Raw genomic sequence first — 22,158 nt, forward strand, 5'->3', positions numbered from 1 at the left:
GATAACAGACCCAACCTTTGATGAATACCAATCACCTTTATACCCCTGATAAATTCCATTAATCAGCCTGACGACGCAGGAAAGCCGGGATATCAAGGTAGTCCAAGTCATCCTGAGGGTTCAGTTTAGCGGCTGCAGCAGCACCTGCATGGGCCTGATTGCGCATCACGGTCGGGCGCTCCAGGTCACGGTAGTTGACCGCTGGCTGCTCCTGGCGTACCGGCGCAGGATTGGACGCCTCGTATGCCTGCTGAGCGGTCTGCAGGGTGTTGTCGACCACTTTGACCGGCTTCTCGATGCGCGCGCCCAGGCCAGTGGCCACAACGGTAACGTGCAGCTCGTCGCGCATGTCCGGGTCGATCACGGTGCCGACCTTGACCATGGCGTGGTCAGAGGCGAAGGCTTCGATGATGCTACCCACATCGGAGTACTCACCCAGCGACAGGTCCGGACCTGCGGTGATGTTCACCAGGATGCCACGGGCGCCCTGCAGGTTGACGTCTTCCAGCAATGGGTTGCGGATCGCCGCTTCGGTGGCTTCACGGGCGCGGTTCGGGCCGCTGGCACAGCCAGTACCCATCATTGCCATGCCCATTTCGCCCATCACCGTACGCACGTCGGCGAAGTCGACGTTGATCATGCCTGGGCGTTTGATGATGTCGGAGATGCCGCGAACGGCACCGGCCAGCACATCGTCGGCCTTGGCAAAGGCGGACAGCAGGCTGGCATCCTTGCCCAGGATGGTCAGCAGTTTCTCGTTGGGGATGGTGATCAACGAGTCGACGCTTTCAGCCAGCATGCGGATGCCTTCATCGGCGATCTGCATACGTTTGCGGCCTTCGAACGGGAACGGACGGGTCACCACGGCTACGGTGAGAATGCCCATTTCCTTGGCCACTTCGGCAATGATCGGCGCTGCACCGGTACCGGTACCGCCACCCATGCCAGTGGTGATGAACACCATGTTGGTGCCCTGCAGTACCTCAGCGATGCGCTCACGGTCTTCCAGCGCAGCCTGACGGCCCACTTCCGGATTGGCACCGGCACCCAGGCCCTTGGTCACGCCAGTGCCCAATTGCAGGATGGTGCGCGCGCCAATGCTTTTCAGCGCCTGGGCATCGGTGTTGGCGCAGATGAATTCCACGCCCTCGATGCTGCTCTTGACCATGTGGTTGACGGCGTTGCCGCCACCACCACCAACGCCGATCACCTTGATGACCGGGCTTTGCGGGACGTTGTCTACGAGCTCGAACATTTTCCCTCTCCTTACAGTTCTCTAGTTGTTGCGCCTACCACTACTGCTTTGAAACTTAGAAGTTGCCCTGGACCCACTTCTTGAAGCGCTCAAGCACTGGGGCCTTCGGTTCATCGCCATAGCTGTTGTTGCTGCTGTTTGTGTTACCGGTCAGGATCAGGTCCTCGGACTGCTTCAGCAGACCGTAAGTGAGCAAGCCCACGCCGGTGGAATAGATCGGGTTGCGAACCACGTCGCTCAGCCCCCGAACGCTGTGCGGTACGCCCAGGCGTACCGGCATGTGGAAGATTTCCTCGGCCAGTTCCACGGCACCTTCCATCTTCGCGGTGCCACCGGTGAGTACGATGCCGGCTGGCACCAGGTCTTCGTAGCCGCTGCGGCGCAGTTCGGCCTGAATCAGGGTGAAGAGCTCGTCGTAACGTGGCTCTACCACTTCAGCCAACGCCTGACGCGACAGCTCGCGCGGTGGGCGGTCGCCCACGCTCGGCACCTTGATGGTTTCGCCGGCGCCAGCCAGTTTGGCCAGGGCACAGGCGTAGCGGATCTTGATTTCTTCGGCGTACTGGGTAGGGGTACGCAGGGCCATGGCGATGTCGTTGGTCACCTGGTCGCCGGCAATCGGGATGACCGCGGTGTGACGGATGGCGCCTTCGGTGAAGATGGCGATGTCGGTGGTACCGCCACCGATGTCCACCAGGCAAACACCCAGCTCTTTTTCATCGTCGGTCAGCACCGAGTAGGCCGAGGCCAGCTGCTCAAGGATGATGTCGTCAATTTCCAGGCCGCAGCGGCGTACGCACTTCTCGATGTTCTGCGCCGCGTTGACTGCGCAAGTGACCACGTGGACCTTGGCTTCCAGACGCACGCCAGACATGCCCAGCGGTTCGCGCACGCCTTCCTGGTTGTCGATCACGTAGTCCTGCGGCAGGGTGTGCAACACGCGCTGGTCGGCCGGAATCGCCACAGCCTGGGCAGCGTCGAGTACACGCTCCAGGTCGGCCAGGCTGACCTCGCGGTCGCGGATGGCGACGATGCCGTGGGAGTTCAGGCTGCGGATGTGGTTGCCGGCCACCCCGACGAAAGCCGAGTGGATGCGGCAGCCGGCCATCAGCTGCGCTTCTTCGACGGCGCGCTGGATCGACTGCACGGTGGACTCGATGTTCACCACCACGCCTTTCTTCAGGCCGCGGGACGGATGGGTGCCGATCCCGACGATTTCCAGGGTGCCGTCTTCGCCCACTTCGCCCACCAGCGCCACCACCTTGGAGGTGCCAATGTCCAGCCCGACGATCATTTTGCCGCTATGCGCGTTTGCCATGGTCCTGCCTCTCTCTAATTCTTCGCAACGGCGGGTTGGGCCGTCGTCGGTGCAATCGGTTCCCGCCAACCAACGGCAAGTCCGTTGGAATAACGCAGATCAATGCGGGCGATAGTGGTGATCTGGTCTTTGAGTGTCTTGTCGTAAATGGCAATGAAACGGCGCATCTTCTCCACCAGATGGTCGCGCCCCAACAGCAGCTCGATACCGGGCCCGGCGCTGCTCGCACCGGTAGTCAGGAACCAGCTGCCCCGCTCGCGCAGCTCCAGGCGAGCGATGGAAAAGCCCAGGGGGCGCAGCATCTGGCTCAATACCTGATACTGCTGCATGACTTGTTGCTGAGCACGCTGCGGCCCAGCCAGCTGCGGCAGGTGCTCGTAGTTGGCCAGTTCGCGCGGGGTGAAGGCCTGGCCCTGGTTGTTGAGCAAGGCTTCGTCGCCCCAGCGCGCCACCGGCAGCTGTTCTTCCAGGCGGATCACCACCTCGTCAGGCCACACCCGGCGCACTTCGGCGTGAGCGATCCATGGCATCTGTTCGAGCTCCGCACGCATCGCCGGCAGGTCGACGCTGAAGAAGCTCGCCGCCACGTACGGTGCGATGCGCTGCTGCACCGACTGCTGGCTGATGTAGCTGAGGTCGCCCTGCACGTCGATCTTGGTGATCGGCCGGTCGGCATACGGCATCAGGCGAATGGCGCCCTCATAGGCACCAAAGCCGGCCGCCACCAGCAGCACCGGCCACAGCAGGCGCTTGAGGCCTCCCAGGCTTGGCCGCGGCAGGCGCGCCGATACGGGCTCGTCGGCCACCAGCCGGCTGGCACCACGCGGCACCGGCTTGCTACGGCCGGTAACGGGTTGCTGCTGACGTATCATCGCGCCTTGCATGGTTGTTAACCTCGCGTCGTCACGCTTTCAGCCAGGATTGCCAGCACCAGTTGCTGGAAGTCCAGGCCGGCCGCGCGGGCCGCCATTGGCACCAGGCTATGATCAGTCATGCCCGGTGCGGTGTTGACTTCGAGCAGCCAGAACCGGCCCTGCTCGTCCTGCATCACGTCCAGCCGCCCCCAGCCTTCGATGCCGATGGCATCACAGGCACGTGCAGTCAGGTCGATCAGTTCCTGTTCCTTGACGCTATCCAGGCCGCACGGGATGCGGTACTGGGTATCGTTGGCGATGTACTTGGCGTCGTAGTCGTAGAACACGTGCGGCGTACCCAGGGCGATCGGCGGCAGCACCTGGCCGCGCAAGACCGCGATGGTGAACTCCGGGCCGTGGATCCACTGCTCCACCAGTACCTGGGAATCGTATTTGGCGGCGTCCTGCCAGGCGGCGACCAGTTCCTGGGCGCTGTTCACCTTGGCCATGCCGATACTAGAGCCTTCATGGGCGGGTTTGACGATAAGCGGGAAGCCCAGTTCCGTACTGGCCAACAAACAATCGCTTTCGCTCGCCAACACCGCGTGACGCGGGGTCGGAATGCCCAGGCTCTGCCACACCTGCTTGGTGCGCAGCTTGTCCATGGCCAGCGCCGAGGCGAGGATGCCGCTGCCGGTGTAGGGGATGCCCAGGCACTCCAGCAGGCCTTGCATGCTGCCGTCTTCACCACCACGGCCGTGCAGGATGATGAACGCACGGTCGATCTTCTCGCGTTGCAGGCGCTCGAGCAGGTCATCTCCCACGTCGATGGCAACGACGTCGACACCGGCCGTGGTCAGCGCGTGGATCACCGCTGCGCCGGACTTCAGCGACACTTCACGCTCGGCGCTCTTGCCACCATACAGCACGGCAACACGGCCGAACGCCTTGACGTCCAGGGTCGAGTGCAGCTTTTCGTAGGCGCTGGTCATTTCGACTTCTCCTGCTTGGCGCCTGCGAACAGCGGGCTTTTCATCAACTGTGGGGCCAGGCCTCCGACATCACCGGCACCCTGGCAGATGAGGATGTCACCAGCGCGCAGCAGTGGTTTGACCAGCGGCGCGAGTTCTGCGCCACGCTCGATGTAGATCGGGTCCAGTTTGCCGCGCTGACGGATGCTGTGGCACAGCTGACGGCTGTCGGCTCCAGGGATTGGCTCTTCGCCGGCCGGGTAGACTTCCATCAGCAGCAGCACGTTGGCATCGCCCAGCACCTGCACGAAATCGTCGTACAGGTCGCGGGTGCGGCTGTAGCGGTGCGGCTGGTAAACGATCACCAGGCGGCGGCTAGGCCAGCCACCACGCACGGCTTTGATCACTGCAGCTACTTCGGTCGGGTGATGGCCGTAGTCGTCCACCAGCATCACGCTACCGCCTTCGACCGGCAGTTCGCCGTATACCTGGAAGCGTCGGCCGACCCCCTGGAAGCCTGACAGGCCCTGGATGATGGCCTCGTCAGTGATGCCTTCGTCAGTGGCAATGGCAATGGTGGCCAGGGCGTTGAGCACGTTGTGGTTGCCAGGCATGTTCACTGACACGTCCAACGGCTCGCAGTCACGGCGCAGCACGGTGAAGTGGGTCTGCATGCCCTGCTGACGCACGTTGATGGCGCGGATGTCTGCCTCTTCGCTGAAGCCATAAGTCACGGTCGGGCGCTTCACCTGCGGCAGGATTTCGCGCACCACCGGGTCGTCCAGGCACATCACCGCCAGGCCGTAGAACGGCAGGTTGTGCAGGAACTCGACGAAGGTTTTCTTCAGTTTGTTGAAGTCACCTTCGTAGGTCGCCATGTGATCGGCGTCGATGTTGGTGACCACGGCCACCATCGGCTGCAGGTGCAGGAAGCTGGCATCGCTTTCGTCTGCTTCGGCGATCAGGTAGCGGCTGGTGCCCAGCTGGGCATTGGTACCGGCAGCGGTCAGGCGGCCACCGATGACAAAGGTCGGGTCCAGGCCACCGGCAGCGAACACCGAGGCCAGCAGGCTGGTGGTAGTGGTCTTGCCGTGGGTACCGGCAACCGCCACGCCGTGACGGTAGCGCATCAGCTCGGCGAGCATCTCGGCACGCGGCACCACCGGAATGCGTCGCTCAAGGGCGGTAGCCACTTCCGGGTTGGCCGGGTTGATGGCACTGGACACGACCAGCACATCAGCGGTGGCGGCGTTCTCGGCGCGGTGGCCGACGAAGATCTCGGCACCGAACGATTCCAGGCGCTCGGTCACCGGCGACGCTTTCAGGTCCGAACCGGACACTTCATAGCCCAGGTTCAGCAACACTTCGGCAATACCGCACATGCCCACGCCGCCGATACCGACAAAGTGAATACGGCGGATACGGCCCATCTTGGGCTGGGGCATGGCTTTCTGGCTCTCAACCATGGGCCACCTCCAGGCAGATATCGACCACGGTGCTGGTTGCAGCAGGTTTGGCCAGGCGCCGTGCGGTGCCTGCCATTACGGTGAGTTTCTCGGGTTGCATCAGCACCTCGTTCAGGCGTTCAGCGAGCTGCGCTGCGCCAGTTGTCGCTTGTGGCATCAGGAAGGCAGCGCCTTCACGGGCCAGATATTGGGCGTTGTGGGTCTGGTGATCGTCGATGGCGTGGGGCAATGGCACCAGCAGCGAAGGCAGGCCCGCTGCCGCCAGCTCGCTAACGGTCAGGGCACCGGCCCGGCACACCACCATGTCGGCCCAGCCATAGGCTTGGGCCATGTCCTTGATGAAGGGCTCTACCTGAGCCTCGACGCCCGCCTCGTGATAACGCTCGGCGGTGATTGGCGCGTGTTGCTTGCCGGCCTGGTGGAACACCTCTGGCCGCAGCGCAGCAGGGACTTCGGACAGGGCCTTAGGCAACAATTTGTTCAAGGGTTCCGCACCCAGGCTGCCACCGAGCACCAGCAGGCGCGCTCGGCGCTGGGCCAGGGGCGCGCGTTGTGCATCCATGAACAGCTCCGGGCGCACCGGGTTGCCGGTGGTACGACGCTTGTCGCTCGCCTCGAAGGTGTTCGGGAAAGCTTCGCAGACCCGCGCAGACAGTGGCACCAGCAACCGATTGGCGGTACCGGCACGGGCGTTCTGCTCGTGGATCACCAATGGCACGCCGCACAGCCGCGCGGCCACACCGCCGGGGCCAGTCACATAACCGCCAAAGCCCAGTACGCATACCGGCTTGAGCTGGCGAATGATGCGTCGCGCCTGCAGTACCGCCTTGATCAGGGTGAACGGCGCCTTGAGCAACGACAGCTTGCCTTTGCCGCGCAGGCCGCTGACCTGGATCAGGTGCAGCGGCAGGCCAGCCTGGGGCACCAGTTCGTTTTCGATGCCACGCGGGGTGCCCAGCCAGTGCACGGTAAAACCACGCGCCTGGAACTCCCGGGCGCAGGCCAGGGCCGGGAATACATGCCCCCCGGTGCCGCCCGCCATGATCAATATGTTTTTGCCGTCAGCGGCCATGACTGGTCTCCTCGGCAAAATCGCTTTCGCTGAACTCGTGTTCTTCGCTACCCAGGTGCGTGCGGCTCTCCCACTCGATACGCAGCAACAGGCCCACGCAGGCGCAACAGATCACCAGCGAGCTGCCCCCGTAGCTGAGGAACGGCAGCGTCAGGCCCTTGGTTGGCAGCAGGCCGACGTTCACCCCGATGTTGATCAGGAACTGGCCGATCCACAGGAACGCCAGGCCGAAGGCCACATAGGCGGCGAAGAACTGCTTGGCCTTCTCGGCCCACAGACCGATGTACAGGGCACGCACGGTCACGAACACGAACAGTGCAATGGTCAGCAGCGAGCCGACCACGCCCAGTTCTTCGGCCAGTACCGAGAACACAAAGTCGGTGTGTGCTTCGGGCAGGTAGAACTGCTTCTGCACGCTATTGCCCAGGCCAACACCCAGCCACTCGCCGCGGCCGAAGGCGATCAGTGCCTGGGTCAGCTGGTAGCCCGAGCCGAACTGGTCGGACCACGGGTCGGTAAAGGTGATAAGCCGCGCCATCCGGTAGGGCTGCGCCTGTACCAGCACGAACACCGCCAGTACCGCCAACACCACCATGAGGCTGAAGCGGAACAACCCAACCCCGCCGAGGAACAGCATGGCCGCCGCCGCGCCCATCATCACCACGGTGGCACCGAAGTCCGGCTCCATCAGTAACAAGGCCGCCATGGGCAGCAGCACGATGAACGGCTTGAAGAAGCCCATCCAGGTTTCGCGCACCTCGGTCTGCCGGCGCACCAGGTAACCCGCCAGGTAGACGACCACGAACACCTTGGCGATTTCCGAAGGCTGGACGTTGAAGAAGCTGAAGCCGATCCAGCGCATGGAACCGTTCACTTCACGGCCGATACCCGGCACCAGCACCAGTACCAGCAGCCCGAAAGCGCCTAGCAGCATCATGAAGCCCATGCGCTGCCAGGTGGCGATCGGCACCAGCATGGTCGCGCCACAGGCAACCAGGCCCAGGAACACATACACCAAGTGGCGGAACATGTGGTAAAGCGGGTTGCCCGACTGCACCGCAGCCACTTCCGAGGAGGCCGAGGTGATCATCACCAGGCCAAGGCCCAGCAAGGCCAGGCAGCCTGCGAGCATCGGGAAGTCCAGGTCGATGCCACGACCGCTGATCAGCGGCGACGGGTAGGGCTTGAAGATGCCGAAGATCATGCAAGGCCTCCCGCTGCCTGGGCAAACAGGCGCCCGCGCTCTTCAAAGTTCTTGAACATGTCGAGGCTGGCGCACGCCGGCGACAGCAACACCGCATCGCCCGCCTGGGCCAGCTCGGCACACTGCTGCACGGCGTCGTCCAGGGTCTTGACCCGCACCAGCGGCACGTCATCACCCAAGGCCTCGGCCAGGCGCTCGGCATCACGGCCAAGCAATACCACGGCGCGGCAGAAACGCTTGACTGGCTCGCGTAGCGCAGTGAAATCGGCACCTTTGCCATCGCCACCGGCGATCAGCACCAACTTGCCTTCGATATCGGCACCCAGGCCCTCGATGGCTGCCAGGGCCGCACCGACGTTGGTGGCCTTGGAATCGTCATACCAGTTCACGCCGTTACGCTCACGTACCCACTGGCAACGGTGGGCCAGGCCACCGAATTCACGCAGGGCTTCGAGCATGGGCTCGAACGGCAGGCCGGCCGCATGCCCCAGGGCCAAGGCTGCCAGGGCATTGCTTTGGTTATGGGCGCCACGCACCTTCAGCTCGCGTGCTGGTATCAGCGCCTGGAACTCGAACGCCAGGTATTTTTCACCGTCTACTTCACGCAAGCCGAAGGCTTTGAAATCGGGCTGGTTGAGGCCGAATGTCCAGCATGGGCGGCCTTCCACAGGCAACGGTCGGCTCAGGGCATCCTGGCGGTTGACCACCACCTGGCGGGCACCGCGGAAAATCCGGTGTTTGGCCAGGTGGTAGGCCGGCAGGCCACTGTAGCGGTCCATGTGGTCTTCGCTGATGTTCAGCACAGTGGCCACTTCAGCATTGAGCTGGTCAGTGGTTTCCAGTTGGAAACTGGACAGCTCCAGCACGTACAGCTCGACGTCATCAGCCAGCAAGTCCAGCGCCGGGGTACCGAGGTTGCCGCCCACAGCCACACGTTTGCCTGCCTTGGCGGCCATTTCGCCGACCAGGGTGGTAACGGTGCTCTTGGCGTTGGAGCCGCTGATGGCAATGATCGGCGCCTTGGCGTGGTGGGCGAACAGCTCGATATCACCGGACAGCTTCACGCCACGCGCGGCGGCCTGCTGCAGGGCCGGGGTGGCCAAGGCCAGACCGGGGCTCACGTACAGCTCGTTGGCGCGGCACAGGAAGTCCACGTCCAGTTCACCACAGCGCACTTCCACCTGCGGGTAATCACGGCGCAGGGTGTCCAGTTCCGGCGGTTGCTCGCGGGTATCGGCGACCGCAAAGGCAATGCCCCGGCTCGCCAGGAAGCGAACCAGGGACATGCCGCTCTTGCCGAGGCCGACAACGATGCGGAATTGGTCGGAAGCGATCAAAGACACGCTCATCTACCTCAGTTTCAGGGTTGCAAGGCCGATCAGCACCAGAATCACGGTGATGATCCAGAAGCGGACGATCACCCGTGGCTCTGGCCAGCCCTTGAGTTCAAAGTGGTGGTGGATCGGCGCCATGCGGAACACGCGCTTGCCGGTCAGCTTGAAGGAGGCGACCTGGATCACCACCGACAGGGTTTCCACCACGAAGATGCCGCCCATGATGAACAGCACGATTTCCTGGCGGACGATCACGGCGATGGTGCCCAGCGCGGCGCCCAGCGCCAGCGCGCCGACGTCACCCATGAAGACTTGTGCCGGGTAGGTGTTGAACCACAGGAAGCCCAGGCCGGCGCCGATCAGCGCGCCGCAGAACACGATCAGCTCACCCGAGCCCGGCACGTAGGGGATCAGCAGGTATTCGGCGAACTTCACGTTACCCGACAGGTAGCAGAAGATGCCCAGGGCGCCGCCCACCATCACCGTCGGCATGATTGCCAGGCCGTCGAGGCCATCGGTAAGGTTGACCGCGTTGCTGGAGCCGACGATCACGAAGTAGGTCAGCACGACGAAGCCAATGCCCAGCGGGATAGTGACATCCTTGATGAACGGCAGGATCAGCGTGGTCTCGACGCTGGTCGGCGCCGTCTTGTACAGGAACACGGCCGCAGCCAGCCCGAACACCGACTGCCAGAAGTACTTCCAGCGGCTTGGCAGGCCACGGGAGTTCTTTTCGATCACCTTGCGGTAGTCGTCAACCCAGCCGATCGCACCGAATGCCAAGGTCACGATCAGCACCACCCACACGTAGCGGTTGGACAGATCAGCCCACAGCAGGGTGCTGATGGCGATGGCCGACAGGATCAGTGCGCCACCCATGGTCGGGGTGCCGGACTTGGACAGGTGCGATTGCGGGCCGTCGTTACGCACGGCCTGGCCGATCTGGCGAATTTGCAGGGTACGGATCATCCACGGCCCCAGCCACAGCGCCAGGGACAACGCGGTCAGTACACCAAGAATCCCGCGCAGGGACAGGTACTGGAAGACCGCGAAGCCTTTGTGGAACTGTTGCAGATACTCGGCCAACAGCAGCAGCATTAATGTTTCTCCCCGCTGGCACCGCACAATGCCGCCACGACGTTTTCCATCGCAGCGCTGCGCGAGCCCTTGATCAAGATAGTGGTGTCGCTGGCATTTTCAGCGCGAACAGCGTCGATCAGCTCAGCTTGAGTAGCGAAATGATGGCCATTGGCGCCGAACGCCGTGACCGCATGCATCATGTTGGAACCCACTGCGTACAGGGCGTCGACCTTGCCACGCGCGTAGTCACCCACCTGACGGTGGCCTTCTTGCGCCCATTGCCCCAATTCGCCGATATCCCCAAGCACCAGGACGGTGCGTCCGGAAAAGCCGGCGAGTATATCAACGGCCGCGCACATGGAGGTGGGATTTGCGTTGTAACTGTCGTCGATCACCCGCACACCGTTCGGCGCGACCTGCGCCACGGTGCGGCCCTTGACCGGCTGCACGGCAGCCAGGCCGGCGGCAATGCCGTTCAGGGTCAGACCAACGGCATGGGCGGCAGCGGCGGCAGCCAGGGCGTTGCTGACGTTATGGGTACCCAGAAGGTTCAGCTGTACCTGCACGCTGCCATCAGGCCCGTGCAGGGTGAACGACGGGCAGCCACGCGCGTCGCGACCAATGTCGCTGGCGTGGAAATCGGCCTGCGGGTTATCCAGTGCAAACGTGAAGATGCGGTGGTTGCCGGCACGTTTGCGCCAGATTTCGAACGCCTTGTCGGCCAGGTTGAGGATGGCGACACCGCCCTCATCCAGGCCTTCGAGAATTTCGCCCTTGGCTTCGACGATCTTCTCGGGCCCACCGAATTCGCCAACGTGGGCGGTACCTGCGTTATTGATGATGACCACCTGAGGGTTGGCCAGGCCGACGGTGTAGCGGATTTCACCGATGCGCGACGCACCCAGCTCGATCACTGCAGCGCTGTGCTCCGGAGCGATTTCCAGCAGGGTCAGCGGCGCGCCAAGGTCGTTGTTCAGGTTGCCGCGGGTGGCATGCACCAGGCCGCGGGTGCGCAGGATGCTGGCAAGCATCTCCTTGACCGTGGTCTTGCCACTGGAACCGGTAATCGCCACCACGGGCTTGTCGAACGCAGCGCGGTTCAGGGCGCCGAGCTGACCAAGCGCTACCCGGCAATCATTGACCCGCAACTGCGGCAGGTCGACACCGGCCACCTCACGCTCGACCAGGGCGGCGACTGCGCCTTTGGCTTTGACATCAGCCAGGTAGTCATGGCCATCGAAACGCGGGCCGGCCAAGGCGACGAACAGCTGCCCGGCGCTGACACTGCGGCTGTCGATGCTGACACCGGTGAAAGTGGCGTCGGTACCGACTTGTTGACCACTCAGTGCTGTGGTCAGCTGGCTGAGTGTCATCGGCTTAAGCATGTGGAGCCTCCCAGGCTGCAAGGGCCTTCTCGGCTTCGGTCAGGTCGGAGAAGCCATGGCGCTCGCCATTGATCTCCTGATAATCCTCATGCCCCTTGCCCGCCAGCACGATCACGTCGTTGGCAGCGGCTGAGGCGATCAGGTGCGCAATGGCTTCGCCACGGCCGGCGACGAACTCGACGTCTTCAGGCTTGGTGAAGCCGGGACGGATGTCGTCGAAGATGCGCAGCGGGTCTTCCGTGCGCGGGTTGTCGTCGGTGACCAGCACACGGTCGGCCAGGCGCTCGGCCACTTCAGCCATCAATGGGCGCTTACCGCGATCACGGTCGCCGCCGCAGCCAAACAGGCACAACAGTTGGCCGTGGGCATGCGGGCGCAGGGCTTCAAGCACTTTTTCCAGGGCGTCCGGGGTGTGCGCGTAGTCGACCACCACCAGTGGTTTTTGACCGCCACCCAGGCGCTGCATGCGGCCTACTGGACCTTGCAGGCGCGGGGTGACCTCAAGGATTTCGTCCAGCGCGTAATCCAGCGCCAGCAGGGTTGCCACGGCGGCCAGCATGTTGCTCAGGTTGAAGCGGCCCAGCAGCTGGCTGCGCAGGGTGCGCTCACCCTGAGCAGTCACCAGCGTGGCTCGCACGCCATCGTCACTGAACACGGCCTCGCGGCAGAACAGCGAGGCGTCGGGGTTTTCCAGGCTATAGCTGAGCAGCCGGGTCTCGACCAGGTCGACACTCGGGCGGCGAGCAAAGTCTTCGGCCAGGCGACGACCAAAGTCGTCATCCAGGTTGACCACCTGGCAACGCAGGTTTGGCCAGGCGAACAGCTTGGCCTTGGCCGCCTCATACGCCTGCATGCTGCCGTGGTAATCCAGGTGATCACGGGACAGGTTGGTCATGACCGCGATGTCGAACGCCAACGCAGCGACACGCCCTTGCTCCAGGGCGTGAGAGGAAACCTCCATGGCCACGGCCTTGGCGCCCTGCTTTTTCAGGTCGTAAAGGGTGGACTGTACGGCAATCGGGTCTGGCGTGGTCAGGCGACCACTTTGCAGTTCACCGTAAAAGCCGGTCCCCAAAGTGCCAATAAGGCCGCAGCGCTGGCCGAGCACATCAAGCGCCTGGGCCACCAATTGAGTAACGCTGGTCTTGCCGTTGGTACCGGTCACACCCACCAGGTTCAGCTGGCGGCTGGGCTCACCATAGAAGCGCCCGGCGATGTCCGAGAGTTGGGCGATCAGGCCCTTGACCGGAATCAGCGGCACATCGGTCAGCGGCAGCACGTTGGCGCCCTGCTCTTCATAGGCCACGGCGGCAGCGCCACGGGCCAAGGCATCGGCGATATGTTCGCGGCCATCAACCTTGGCGCCCGGCACGGCCAGGAACAGATCGCCGGGGCGTACATTGCGGCTGTCCAGGGTCAGTTCACGAATCAGCGGGTCACGGCTGGCGTGAGCGAAAAGCTTGCTCAATGGCATTGTCATCATCCACGCCCTCCCTTGGCGGCTGCTGCATTGACTTGCGACTGTTCGGCGGGTGCCGGTGGCGGCAGGTTGTCTGGCGGTACGTTCATCAAACGCAGGGTGCCGGACATGACCTTGCTGAATACCGGCGCCGAAACCAGGCCACCGAAGTAACCACCCTTGCCCGGCTCGTCGATGACCACGACGATGGCGTAGCGCGGGTCGCTCATTGGCCCGAAGCCGGCGAACAGCGAACGGTAGGCGTTTTCGGTGTACCCCTTGGACCCCACCGTGGCTTTACGCGCTGTGCCGGACTTGCCGGCCACGTGATAGAACGGCACCTGGGCACGGAACACACCACGCGGTGCTTCAATCACCTGCTGCAGCATGCCCTGAACGGTTTCGGCGGTTTCCTTCGGAATGGCTTGCACAGCTTCCGGAGCCTTGTCGACCTTGATGATCGACAGCGGCACCATCTTGCCGTCGTTGGCCAGCGCCGCGTAGGCATGCACCAGCTGCAGGGCGGTCACCGACAGGCCATAGCCATAGGAAAGGGTCGCGGTTTCAGCCTTGCGCCACTCGCGGTGGTTGGGCAGGTTGCCGACACGCTCACCCGGGAAGCCAAGGCCGGTGTACTGGCCCAGGCCGACCTGGGACATGACGCGGTAGATGGCCTCGCCACCAATGTCGAAGGCGATCTTGCTCATGCCGACGTTACTGGAGTTGATCAGGATGCCGGTCAGGTCGAGGATCGGGCCCTCGCTGCGCGACACGTCCTTGATGGTGTAGCGGCCGATCTGCAAGCTGCCCGGGTAAACCTCGACCTTGTCGGTCGGCTTCCAGCGGCCGCTTTGCAGTGCCGCACTCATGGAAATCGGCTTGACCGTGGAACCGGGCTCGAACACGTCGATGATTGCCCGGTTGCGCATCGCTGCCGGGAACATGCTGCGGCGGTTGTTCGGGTTGTAGGTTGGCTGGTTGACCATGGCCAGGACTTCACCAGTCTTGACGTCCATGATCACCAGGCTGCCGGCCTTGGCGTCCTGCTCGGCAATGGCGTTGCGCAGCTCGCGGGTAGCCAGGTACTGCAGGCGCAGGTCTATCGACAACGCCAAGGTCTTGCCGGCCTTGGCGTTCTTGGTTACCTGGATGTCCTTGATCAGCCGGCCACGCCGGTCCTTGATCACCTGCCGCTTGCCGGGCACGCCGGCCAGCCACTCGTCATAGGCCAGTTCCACCCCTTCGCGACCGTGGTCGTCGAGGTCGGTGAAGCCGACCATGTGCGCGGTGACATCGCCGGCCGGATAGAAGCGGCGGAATTCTTCCAGGCCGTACACACCAGGCACTTTCAGGTCGAGCACGTGCTGGCCCTGCTCCGGGGTCAGGCCGCGGACCAGGTAGATGAACTCTTTGCTGGCCTGCTGGGTCAGGCGCTCGACCAGTTGCTGCGGGTTTTGCCCCAGCGCTGCGGCCAGCTGTGGCCAGCGGTCTTTGGACGCCTGCATTTCCTTGGGGTTGGCCCACAGGGTGGTGACCGGGGTACTCACAGCCAATGGTTCACCGTTGCGGTCGGTGATCAGGCCACGGTGCGCAGGGATAGGGATGTGACGCAAACTGCGCGCATCGCCCTGCCCCTTGAGGAAGTCACGGTCGACCACTTGCAGGTCGATGATGCGCCAGCAGATAGCGCCGACCATGATTGCCAGCAAGCCGATCACCACGCGGAAGCGCCACGGGTAGAGTGCGCCTTCGAGCTTCATCATGGCGCCACCATCCGCACTTCGTCAGCCGCAGGCACGCGCATTTTCAACTGCTCGGAAGCCAGGTTTTCGATACGGCTGGCGGCGGTCCAGGTGCTCTGTTCCAGAATCAGCCGGCCCCACTCGGCCTGGGCCTTGTCACGCTCATTCAACTCGCCGTAAAGGGTATTGAGCAACTGACGGTTCCAGTGCGCGCTGTAGGACACGGCGACGGCCGAAACCAGCACGCCGATAAACAGCAGAAGCATCAGGAAGCTTCCGCCTGGCAAAGGCTTGGCAAAGAGCCTGCTCACCGCAGTTTCTCCGCCACACGCATCACGGCGCTACGCGAGCGTGGGTTGGCCTTGAGCTCGGCTTCGGAGGCGAACTGGGCCTTGCCGATGAGCTTGATTTTCGGCTCGAAGACTTTGTGCTGTACCGGCAGGTTGCGTGGCAGGTTGTCGGCCTCGCCCTTGACCAGCTTGCGCATGAACAGCTTGACGATACGGTCCTCAAGGGAGTGGAAACTGATCACTGCCAGGCGGCCACCGACCTCGAGTGCATCCAGCGCGGCCTCCAGGCCAGCCTCCAGGTCACCCAGCTCGTTGTTGACATGGATCCGCAGCCCCTGGAAGGCACGGGTAGCCGGGTTCTTGCCTTTTTCCCAGGCCGGGTTGGCAACCTTCAGCACTTCCGCCAGGTCGGCAGTGCGGGTGAACGGCTCCTTTTCGCGGCGCTCGACCACGGCACGCGCCATGCGGCCGGAGAAACGCTCTTCACCGTACTCTTTGAAGACACGGGCAATTTCTTCCACAGGCGCAGTGGCGATGAACTCGGCGGCACTGATGCCCTGATCCGGGTTCATGCGCATGTCCAGCGGGCCATCATTGAGGAAACTGAAGCCACGCTCTGGGTCATCCAGTTGCGGCGAGGACACGCCCAGGTCCAGCAGTACACCGCTGACCTTTCCGTGCAGGCCGCGTTCGGCCACTTCTGCACCCAGCTCGGCAAAGCTGCGCTGCACAATGACAAAGCGGCCGTCTTCGGCCGCCAGCGCTTGCCCCGTGGCAATCGCCTGTGGATCTTTGTCGAAGCCCAGCAGCCGCCCTTGCGGCCCGAGCTTGCTGAGAATCAGCCGGCTGTGTCCGCCACGGCCGAAGGTGCCGTCCAGATAGCAACCGTCGGCGCGCAGGGCCAATGCCTCGACAGCTTCGTCGAGCAGGACGGTAATGTGGTTGAAGCCGCTATCTATGGTCACAGGATCAGGTCACGCAATTCGTCGGGCATGGCGCCCGGTTGTTGAATAGCTGCAAGGTCGGCTGCCGAAACCGTGTTCCAGGCATCTTCATCCCACAGCTGGAATTTGTTCAGTTGCCCCACCAGCATCGCCTTCTTGTCGAGCTTGGCGTACTCACGCAGGCGGGGCGGCACCAGGAAACGCCCACTGCCATCGAGCTCCAGGTCAACCGCATTACCGATCAGCAAACGCTGCAGACGGCGGTTTTCCTCACGCAACGATGGCAAGGCTCGCAACTTGGCTTCTATCTGTTCCCACTCATCGAGGGGGTATACGCACAAGCAGGGGTCAACGGCGTCAATGGTCACGATCAGCTGGCCATTGCAACGCGAATCCAGCTCGTCACGGTACCGACTCGGCATGGCGAGACGTCCCTTGGCATCGAGGCTGACGGCGTTGGCTCCGCGGAACAAGGCTGTGATTCCCCACAATGTTAGCTTTTTTGTGCCAGAAAACCCACTTCATCCCACTTTCTGCCACTTGCGCACACTATAGGAATCCGCCCGCAGCACCGTCAAGGCACGTTCATAAGGAAAAGCCTTACAGGACCGAGATTTAGCGCGATAAGGGAATGTGGAAGCACTACCGAGGAAGAGAAAACACGAGAAAAATCAAACCCACGCAAGCAAATGGAGTTCGAACTTAAAGTGATTTATCAAGAGTAAGATTTTTTCGGTATTACCAGAGAGGATCTGCTATCGAATCAAGCAGGGGAGGAAAAGGTGGAGAGTCGATCTGTAAGCCGGGTTTTGTCGAGGACAGTCATTCCTCTACGACGGCCATCACTGGACGCCTCTAGCAACCTACCCGGTTCCGACGCGGGCCACGCCTGATGGAACCCTATTTGGTCTTGCTCCGAGTGGGGTTTACCTAGCCACGAACTGTTGCCAGACGTGCGGTGCGCTCTTACCGCACCTTTTCACCCTTACCGGCACCGAAGTGCTTAGGCGGTTATTTTCTGTGGCACTTTCCGTAGGCTCGCGCCTCCCAGGCGTTACCTGGCACTCTGCCCTATGGAGCCCGGACTTTCCTCCCCCTGCTGCTCACACAACAAAAAGTTGCGGAACAAAAACAGGCAGCGACTGTCCGATCGACTCTCCGCCGCCAAGGTTACCGGCACGCGCGCACAAGAACAAGCAATACCGGCAATTATATCAAACTGCCACTATTCGGTTTTCTGCTTTTCCAGCGCAAGTTGATACAACAGGTTCTTGCGCACACCGGTAATTTCCGCCGCCAGCGCCGCAGCCCGCTTCAGTGGCAGCTCGGCCAACAGCAGGTCGAGTACTCGCTGGGCCTCGGTACTGATGGCCTGCTCGCCCTCCGGCGCGCTCCAGCCGCCAACCAGTACCACGCACTCACCGCGCTGCTGGTTGCTGTCGCCGGCAACGAACGCGCGCAGCTCGGCCAGCGGCAGGCCCTTCAGGGTCTCGAAGGTCTTGGTCAGCTCGCGCGCCAGCAGTGCCGGGCGTTCGCCACCAAAAACCAGCTCCATGTCTTCGAGGCATTCGAGGATACGGTGCGGGGCCTCATAGAAAATCAGCGTACGCGGCTCTTCCTTCACCTGCTCGAGGCGCGCCCGGCGCCCGGCCTGCTTGGCCGGCAGGAAGCCTTCGAAAATGAAGCGGTCCGACGGCAGGCCGGCCGCCGACAGTGCGGCGATCAAGGCGCAGGCGCCCGGCACCGGCACCACGCTCACCCCCGCAGCCCGCGCCTGGCGTACCAAGTGGTAGCCCGGGTCGGAAATCAGCGGCGTGCCGGCATCGGAAACCAGTGCCACGTTCTCGCCAGCCAGCAGCTTGGTGAGAAAACGCCCGCCCTCATCACGCTCATTGTGTTCATGACAGGCCGCCAGCGGTGTGTCGATGCCAAAGTGTTGCAGCAGGCGGATCGAATGGCGGGTGTCTTCGGCGGCGATCAGCGCCACATCCGCCAGCACCTTCAGCGCCCGGGCGCTCATGTCGTCGAGGTTGCCGATGGGGGTTGCCACCACATACAGCGTCCCCACCGTGGATTTCGAAGCCCCTGCCACATCAGTCACTGCGCACACCTGTCATTCGGATCAAAGGCGCCATTGTAGCCCGAGCGCCTGCAACAGGGCGCAAAGAACTTCGCCAGCGATCGGCGGCAGGCCACCTATAGTGAAGGATCAGCACAGCAACATCGCGCCCCGGCCAGTGCTTGGGTACAATTGCCGGCCAACTTGATCGAGTAACAGGACCTTTACATGATCGCTTGCCTGCGGCTGCTCACAGCCCTCTGCCTCGCTGCCCTGCTGGCAGCCTGCGCCAGCTCGCCCTCATCCAGCCTGGGCGAACTGCCACGCACCCCGGATGCCAGCATCGAGCAACTGCTCGAAAAAGCCGCTTCCAGCAAGTCAGCGGAAGATGCCGCCCTGCTGCGCCTGAGCGCGGCCGACCTGGCCTACAAGCAGAAGGACTTCCCACGCGCCGCACGCATTCTTGAGCAAGTCCCGCTGGACACACTCAAGCCGGCCCAGCAAGTGTTCGCCAGCACCCTCGCGGCCGAGCTGGCCATGAGTCGAAACCAGCCCAAGGCGGCCCTGACTGCCCTGGCTCACCCCAGCCTGCAACGTGTAGCCGAGCTGCCGGCGGAGCAGCAAGCGCGCACTTACAATGTGCACGCCGCCGCCCTTGAAGCCGACGGCCAGACCCTGGCTGCCGCGCAACAGCGCGTGCTGCTGGCCCCGCTGCTCAGCGGCCAGGCTGCCAGCGCCAACAATGACGCCATCTGGGCACTGGTCGCCTCGTTGCCGGCAGAGCAACTGCAGCAGCCAGCCAACGACCAGACCCTGGCCGGCTGGACCAGCCTCGCCTTCGCCGTGAAGAGCGCCGGCACCCTGGAGCAGCAGCAAGCGGCCATCGATACCTGGGTCAAACAGCACCCAGGCCACCCTGCCGCCCAGCAACTGCCGCTGGCGCTGACCAAGCTCAAGGAGCTGGCCAGCCAGCCACTGACCAAGATCGCCCTGCTGCTGCCCCAGGAAGGCCCGCTTGCCGGTGTTGCCCGCGCCCTGCGTGACGGTTTCATGGCCGCCCACTTCCAGGCCCAGCAAGCTGGCCAGCCAGCGCCTGCGGTGCAAGTGTTCGACAGCTCGCGCATCGGCTCGCTAGACGATTTCTATCGCCAGGCCCAGGCCGCCGGCGTGCAACTGGTCATCGGCCCGCTTGAAAAGCCACTGGTCAAACAACTGGCCGCCAAACCGCAACTGCCGATCACCACACTGGCCCTGAACTACGCCGACGCCGGCCAGAAGGCCCCGCCGCAACTGTTCCAGTTCGGCCTGGCTGCCGAAGATGAAGCACGCGAAGTCGCCCGCCGCGCTCGCGCCGACGGCATGGTCCGCGCCGTGGCCCTGGTGCCGAGTGGCGAATGGGGTGACCGCGTGCTGGCCGCCTTCCGCCAGGACTGGGAAGGCAATGGCGGCACCCTGCTCGCTGCCGAGCGCATTGCCCAGCCGGTTGCCCTCGCCCAACAGATCGCCGACCTGTTCCAGCTGCGCCAGAGCGAAGGCCGCGCCAAGAGCCTGCAAAGCACGGTAGGCGGCAGCATCGCCGCACAACCGTCGCGCCGCCAGGATATCGATTTCATCTTCCTGGCCTCGACCCCGCAACAGGCCCAGCAGATCAAGCCGACCCTGAACTTCCAGTACGCCGGTGACGTCCCGGTCTATGCCACCTCGAACCTGTACAGCGCCAGCGGCGACGTCAACCAGTACAATGACATGAACGGCATCCGCTTCTGCGAAACGCCGTGGCTGCTCGACACCAGCAACAGCCTGCGCCAGCAAGTGGTACAGCAGTGGCCGCAGGCCGCTGGCAGCCTTGGCCGCCTGTATGCCATGGGCGTCGATGCCTACAGCCTGGCGCCGCGCCTGGGCCAGCTGAAAGCGCTGCCGGACAACCGTGTCCAGGGCCTTTCGGGCAGCCTGAGCATCAACGCCAACCAGCGTATCGAGCGCCAGCTGCCATGGGCCGAGTTTGCCGGCGGCCAGGTCAAGCGCCTGCCTGACACCGCGCGCTGATGCCAACAGCGTCGCCCACAAGCGCCGGGCAAGCAGCAGAAACCCAAGCCCTTGAGTACCTTCAAGGGCAGGGCCTGCAGCTGCTGGCGCGTAACTGGCGATGCAAAGGCGGTGAGCTTGATCTGGTCATGCTTGACGCCGATACAGTAGTATTCGTCGAAGTCCGCTACCGGTTGCACGCGTGCTTCGGTGGCGCCCTCGCCAGCATCGACGGGCGCAAGCAGAAACGGTTGGTGCTCGCCGCCAGCCGGTACCTGCAGAAGGCGCCCCACTGGGGCAACCACCCCTGCCGCTTCGACGTAGTCGCCCTGCAGGGCAGCCACCATGCAGGCAGGCCGCTTCAATGGCTGAAAAACGCCTTCGAATGCTGAACCCACTTCGTTTTTTTTGCTCTATGTTTCGCGGGCTGGTCGTTGTTGCGCGTCGCAAAGGCCACCGCCCCACTTAAGGTCACCAGATGGACATGCAATCCCGAATTCGCCGGCTGTTCCAGGCCAGCATCGATACCAAGCAACAGGCAATGGACATCCTGGCACCGCACATCGAGCAGGCCAGCCTGGTCATGGTCAATGCGCTGCTCAACGAGGGCAAGATGCTCGCCTGTGGCAACGGCGGCTCGGCCGGTGATGCCCAGCACTTTTCGTCGGAACTGCTCAACCGTTTCGAGCGCGAGCGCCCGAGCCTGCCAGCCATCGCGCTGACCACCGACAGCTCGACCCTGACCTCGATCGCCAACGACTACAGCTACAACGAAGTCTTTTCCAAGCAGATTCGCGCCCTGGGCCAGCCCGGCGACGTTCTGCTGGCAATCTCCACCAGCGGCAATTCGGCCAACGTCATCCAGGCGATCCAGGCCGCACATGACCGCGAAATGATTGTCGTAGCATTGACCGGCCGCGACGGCGGCGGCATGGCTTCGCTGCTGCTGCCCGAAGACGTGGAAATCCGCGTACCTTCGACGGTTACCGCACGCATCCAGGAAGTCCACCTGCTGGCGATCCACTGCCTGTGCGATCTGATCGACAGCCAACTGTTCGGGAGTGAAGAATGACCCCTATGCGCCTCGGCCTGATGGCCCTGACTCTGTGCCTGAGCGTCACCGGTTGCAGCTCGGTACTTACTTCTACGCGCAATTCGCCGATCGAAGACGATCGCGGTACGCGCACCATTGGCAGCAAGATCGACGACTCGCTGATCGAAACCAAGGCCTCGGTGAACATTTCCAAGGCCAGCCCTGACCTGGACAAGGGCTCGCACATTGTTGTCAGCAGCTACAACGGCATCGTCCTGCTGGCCGGCCAGACCCCACGCGCCGACCTCAAGAGCCTCGCCGAGCAAACCGCCAGCCAGGTACAGCGCGTCAAGAAAGTGCACAACGAACTGCAGGTGATGCAACCCTCCTCCATCCTGGCACGCAACAACGACGCCTGGCTGACCACCAAGATCAAGACCCAGATGCTGGGTGACAGCGCCGTGCCAAGCTCGCGCATCAAGGTGATTACCGAAAACGGTATCGTCTATCTGCTCGGCCTGGTGACCCAACAGGAGGCCAATTCGGCCACCGCCGTGGTACAGGGCGTGTCGGGTGTGCAGAAGATCGTCAAGCTGTTCGAGTACATCGACTGATTCATTGCTGCCTGCACCGGCCTCTTCGCGGGTGAACCCGCGCCCACAGGGAT

Annotated in this window: 20 protein-coding genes and 1 other RNA gene; 4 read left to right on the plus strand and 17 right to left on the minus strand. The window is 63.2% G+C overall.

Going from position 1 to position 22,158, the window contains the following annotated elements; translation table 11 throughout:
* Nucleotides 1-58: 58 nt before the first annotated feature.
* The 17 genes from ftsZ to rsmI form a co-directional block, all read right to left on the minus strand.
* Nucleotides 59-1,255, minus strand: coding sequence for a cell division protein FtsZ (gene ftsZ / locus OZ911_RS23660; protein WP_016488958.1), 1,197 nt, complete (start codon nt 1,253-1,255; stop codon nt 59-61).
* A 55-nt stretch (nt 1,256-1,310) separates the two neighbouring features.
* On the minus strand, nt 1,311-2,573 hold the full coding sequence (gene ftsA, locus OZ911_RS23665) for a cell division protein FtsA (protein ID WP_016488959.1): 1,263 nt from the start codon (nt 2,571-2,573) through the stop codon (nt 1,311-1,313).
* Between the two features lie 14 nt (nt 2,574-2,587).
* Nucleotides 2,588-3,457, minus strand: coding sequence for a cell division protein FtsQ/DivIB (locus tag OZ911_RS23670; protein WP_012274056.1), 870 nt, complete (start codon nt 3,455-3,457; stop codon nt 2,588-2,590).
* Nucleotides 3,458-3,462: 5 nt separating this feature from the next.
* Nucleotides 3,463-4,419, minus strand: coding sequence for a D-alanine--D-alanine ligase (locus OZ911_RS23675; protein WP_016488960.1), 957 nt, complete (start codon nt 4,417-4,419; stop codon nt 3,463-3,465).
* Complete coding sequence (gene murC / locus OZ911_RS23680) at nt 4,416-5,864, minus strand: UDP-N-acetylmuramate--L-alanine ligase (protein WP_016488961.1); 1,449 nt, start codon at nt 5,862-5,864, stop codon at nt 4,416-4,418. The genes OZ911_RS23675 and murC overlap by 4 nt, the downstream gene beginning before the upstream one ends.
* Entirely contained in the window at nt 5,857-6,936 is a 1,080-nt protein-coding gene (gene murG / locus OZ911_RS23685; RefSeq protein ID WP_016488962.1) for an undecaprenyldiphospho-muramoylpentapeptide beta-N-acetylglucosaminyltransferase, read from the minus strand. Before murG ends, murC begins: the two co-directional genes overlap by 8 nt.
* Entirely contained in the window at nt 6,926-8,140 is a 1,215-nt protein-coding gene (gene ftsW, locus OZ911_RS23690; protein ID WP_016488963.1) for a putative lipid II flippase FtsW, read from the minus strand. Before ftsW ends, murG begins: the two co-directional genes overlap by 11 nt.
* Nucleotides 8,137-9,483: a UDP-N-acetylmuramoyl-L-alanine--D-glutamate ligase gene (murD, locus tag OZ911_RS23695; RefSeq protein WP_060517484.1), complete on the minus strand. Its 1,347-nt coding sequence runs from the start codon at nt 9,481-9,483 to the stop codon at nt 8,137-8,139. Before murD ends, ftsW begins: the two co-directional genes overlap by 4 nt.
* Before the next feature lie 6 nt (nt 9,484-9,489).
* Complete coding sequence (gene mraY, locus OZ911_RS23700) at nt 9,490-10,572, minus strand: phospho-N-acetylmuramoyl-pentapeptide-transferase (RefSeq protein WP_016488965.1); 1,083 nt, start codon at nt 10,570-10,572, stop codon at nt 9,490-9,492.
* Nucleotides 10,572-11,939 (minus strand): UDP-N-acetylmuramoyl-tripeptide--D-alanyl-D-alanine ligase, encoded by a 1,368-nt coding sequence (locus tag OZ911_RS23705; RefSeq protein ID WP_023048837.1) that lies wholly within the window; start codon nt 11,937-11,939, stop codon nt 10,572-10,574. Before OZ911_RS23705 ends, mraY begins: the two co-directional genes overlap by 1 nt.
* Nucleotides 11,932-13,422 carry a UDP-N-acetylmuramoyl-L-alanyl-D-glutamate--2,6-diaminopimelate ligase gene (locus OZ911_RS23710; RefSeq protein WP_016488967.1) on the minus strand — a complete coding sequence of 497 codons (1,491 nt, stop codon included), beginning with the start codon at nt 13,420-13,422 and terminating at the stop codon, nt 11,932-11,934. The genes OZ911_RS23705 and OZ911_RS23710 overlap by 8 nt, the downstream gene beginning before the upstream one ends.
* Nucleotides 13,419-15,158, minus strand: a complete 1,740-nt coding sequence (locus OZ911_RS23715; RefSeq protein ID WP_161775544.1) for a peptidoglycan D,D-transpeptidase FtsI family protein — start codon at nt 15,156-15,158, stop codon at nt 13,419-13,421. Before OZ911_RS23715 ends, OZ911_RS23710 begins: the two co-directional genes overlap by 4 nt.
* Complete coding sequence (ftsL, locus tag OZ911_RS23720; RefSeq protein WP_016488969.1) at nt 15,158-15,451, minus strand: cell division protein FtsL; 294 nt, start codon at nt 15,449-15,451, stop codon at nt 15,158-15,160. Before ftsL ends, OZ911_RS23715 begins: the two co-directional genes overlap by 1 nt.
* Complete coding sequence (gene rsmH, locus OZ911_RS23725) at nt 15,448-16,395, minus strand: 16S rRNA (cytosine(1402)-N(4))-methyltransferase RsmH (protein ID WP_016488970.1); 948 nt, start codon at nt 16,393-16,395, stop codon at nt 15,448-15,450. The genes ftsL and rsmH overlap by 4 nt, the downstream gene beginning before the upstream one ends.
* On the minus strand, nt 16,392-16,847 hold the full coding sequence (gene mraZ / locus OZ911_RS23730; RefSeq protein WP_019439042.1) for a division/cell wall cluster transcriptional repressor MraZ: 456 nt from the start codon (nt 16,845-16,847) through the stop codon (nt 16,392-16,394). The genes rsmH and mraZ overlap by 4 nt, the downstream gene beginning before the upstream one ends.
* A 309-nt stretch (nt 16,848-17,156) precedes the next feature.
* An RNA gene (gene rnpB, locus OZ911_RS23735) (RNase P RNA component class A) lies at nt 17,157-17,532 on the minus strand.
* Between the two features lie 67 nt (nt 17,533-17,599).
* Nucleotides 17,600-18,394: a 16S rRNA (cytidine(1402)-2'-O)-methyltransferase gene (rsmI, locus tag OZ911_RS23740; RefSeq protein ID WP_231995346.1), complete on the minus strand. Its 795-nt coding sequence runs from the start codon at nt 18,392-18,394 to the stop codon at nt 17,600-17,602.
* Between the two features lie 267 nt (nt 18,395-18,661).
* On the opposite strand from rsmI, the gene OZ911_RS23745 reads away from it, so the two are divergent.
* The 4 genes from OZ911_RS23745 to OZ911_RS23760 all read left to right on the plus strand — a co-directional run bounded on the left by OZ911_RS23745 (nt 18,662) and on the right by OZ911_RS23760 (nt 22,105).
* Nucleotides 18,662-20,479 (plus strand): penicillin-binding protein activator, encoded by a 1,818-nt coding sequence (locus OZ911_RS23745; protein ID WP_016488973.1) that lies wholly within the window; start codon nt 18,662-18,664, stop codon nt 20,477-20,479.
* Nucleotides 20,479-20,850, plus strand: a complete 372-nt coding sequence (locus OZ911_RS23750; protein WP_016488974.1) for a YraN family protein — start codon at nt 20,479-20,481, stop codon at nt 20,848-20,850. The genes OZ911_RS23745 and OZ911_RS23750 overlap by 1 nt, the downstream gene beginning before the upstream one ends.
* Before the next feature lie 86 nt (nt 20,851-20,936).
* Nucleotides 20,937-21,530: a phosphoheptose isomerase gene (locus OZ911_RS23755; RefSeq protein WP_012274070.1), complete on the plus strand. Its 594-nt coding sequence runs from the start codon at nt 20,937-20,939 to the stop codon at nt 21,528-21,530.
* Nucleotides 21,527-22,105, plus strand: a complete 579-nt coding sequence (locus OZ911_RS23760; RefSeq protein WP_016488975.1) for a BON domain-containing protein — start codon at nt 21,527-21,529, stop codon at nt 22,103-22,105. Before OZ911_RS23755 ends, OZ911_RS23760 begins: the two co-directional genes overlap by 4 nt.
* Nucleotides 22,106-22,158: the final 53 nt, after the last annotated feature.

Origin of the sequence: Pseudomonas fortuita (assembly GCF_026898135.2) — a bacterium.
GTDB classification, from domain to species: Bacteria; Pseudomonadota; Gammaproteobacteria; order Pseudomonadales; family Pseudomonadaceae; genus Aquipseudomonas; species Aquipseudomonas fortuita.

Bases quoted from the DNA above. Each gene is read 5' to 3' on its own strand.
- ftsZ (WP_016488958.1), bottom strand. From the start codon at position 1,255: ATGTTCGAGCTCGTAGACAACGTCCCGCAAAGCCCGGTCATCAAGGTG.
- ftsA (WP_016488959.1), bottom strand. From the start codon at position 2,573: ATGGCAAACGCGCATAGCGGCAAAATGATCGTCGGGCTGGACATTGGC.
- OZ911_RS23670 (WP_012274056.1), bottom strand. From the start codon at position 3,457: ATGCAAGGCGCGATGATACGTCAGCAGCAACCCGTTACCGGCCGTAGC.
- OZ911_RS23675 (WP_016488960.1), bottom strand. From the start codon at position 4,419: ATGACCAGCGCCTACGAAAAGCTGCACTCGACCCTGGACGTCAAGGCG.
- murC (WP_016488961.1), bottom strand. From the start codon at position 5,864: ATGGTTGAGAGCCAGAAAGCCATGCCCCAGCCCAAGATGGGCCGTATC.
- murG (WP_016488962.1), bottom strand. From the start codon at position 6,936: ATGGCCGCTGACGGCAAAAACATATTGATCATGGCGGGCGGCACCGGG.
- ftsW (WP_016488963.1), bottom strand. From the start codon at position 8,140: ATGATCTTCGGCATCTTCAAGCCCTACCCGTCGCCGCTGATCAGCGGT.
- mraY (WP_016488965.1), bottom strand. From the start codon at position 10,572: ATGCTGCTGCTGTTGGCCGAGTATCTGCAACAGTTCCACAAAGGCTTC.
- OZ911_RS23705 (WP_023048837.1), bottom strand. From the start codon at position 11,939: ATGCTTAAGCCGATGACACTCAGCCAGCTGACCACAGCACTGAGTGGT.
- OZ911_RS23710 (WP_016488967.1), bottom strand. From the start codon at position 13,422: ATGATGACAATGCCATTGAGCAAGCTTTTCGCTCACGCCAGCCGTGAC.
- OZ911_RS23715 (WP_161775544.1), bottom strand. From the start codon at position 15,158: ATGAAGCTCGAAGGCGCACTCTACCCGTGGCGCTTCCGCGTGGTGATC.
- rsmI (WP_231995346.1), bottom strand. From the start codon at position 18,394: ATGAGCGCCCGGGCGCTGAAGGTGCTGGCGGATGTGGCGCTGATCGCC.
- OZ911_RS23745 (WP_016488973.1), top strand. From the start codon at position 18,662: ATGATCGCTTGCCTGCGGCTGCTCACAGCCCTCTGCCTCGCTGCCCTG.
- OZ911_RS23750 (WP_016488974.1), top strand. From the start codon at position 20,479: ATGCCAACAGCGTCGCCCACAAGCGCCGGGCAAGCAGCAGAAACCCAA.
- OZ911_RS23755 (WP_012274070.1), top strand. From the start codon at position 20,937: ATGGACATGCAATCCCGAATTCGCCGGCTGTTCCAGGCCAGCATCGAT.
- OZ911_RS23760 (WP_016488975.1), top strand. From the start codon at position 21,527: ATGACCCCTATGCGCCTCGGCCTGATGGCCCTGACTCTGTGCCTGAGC.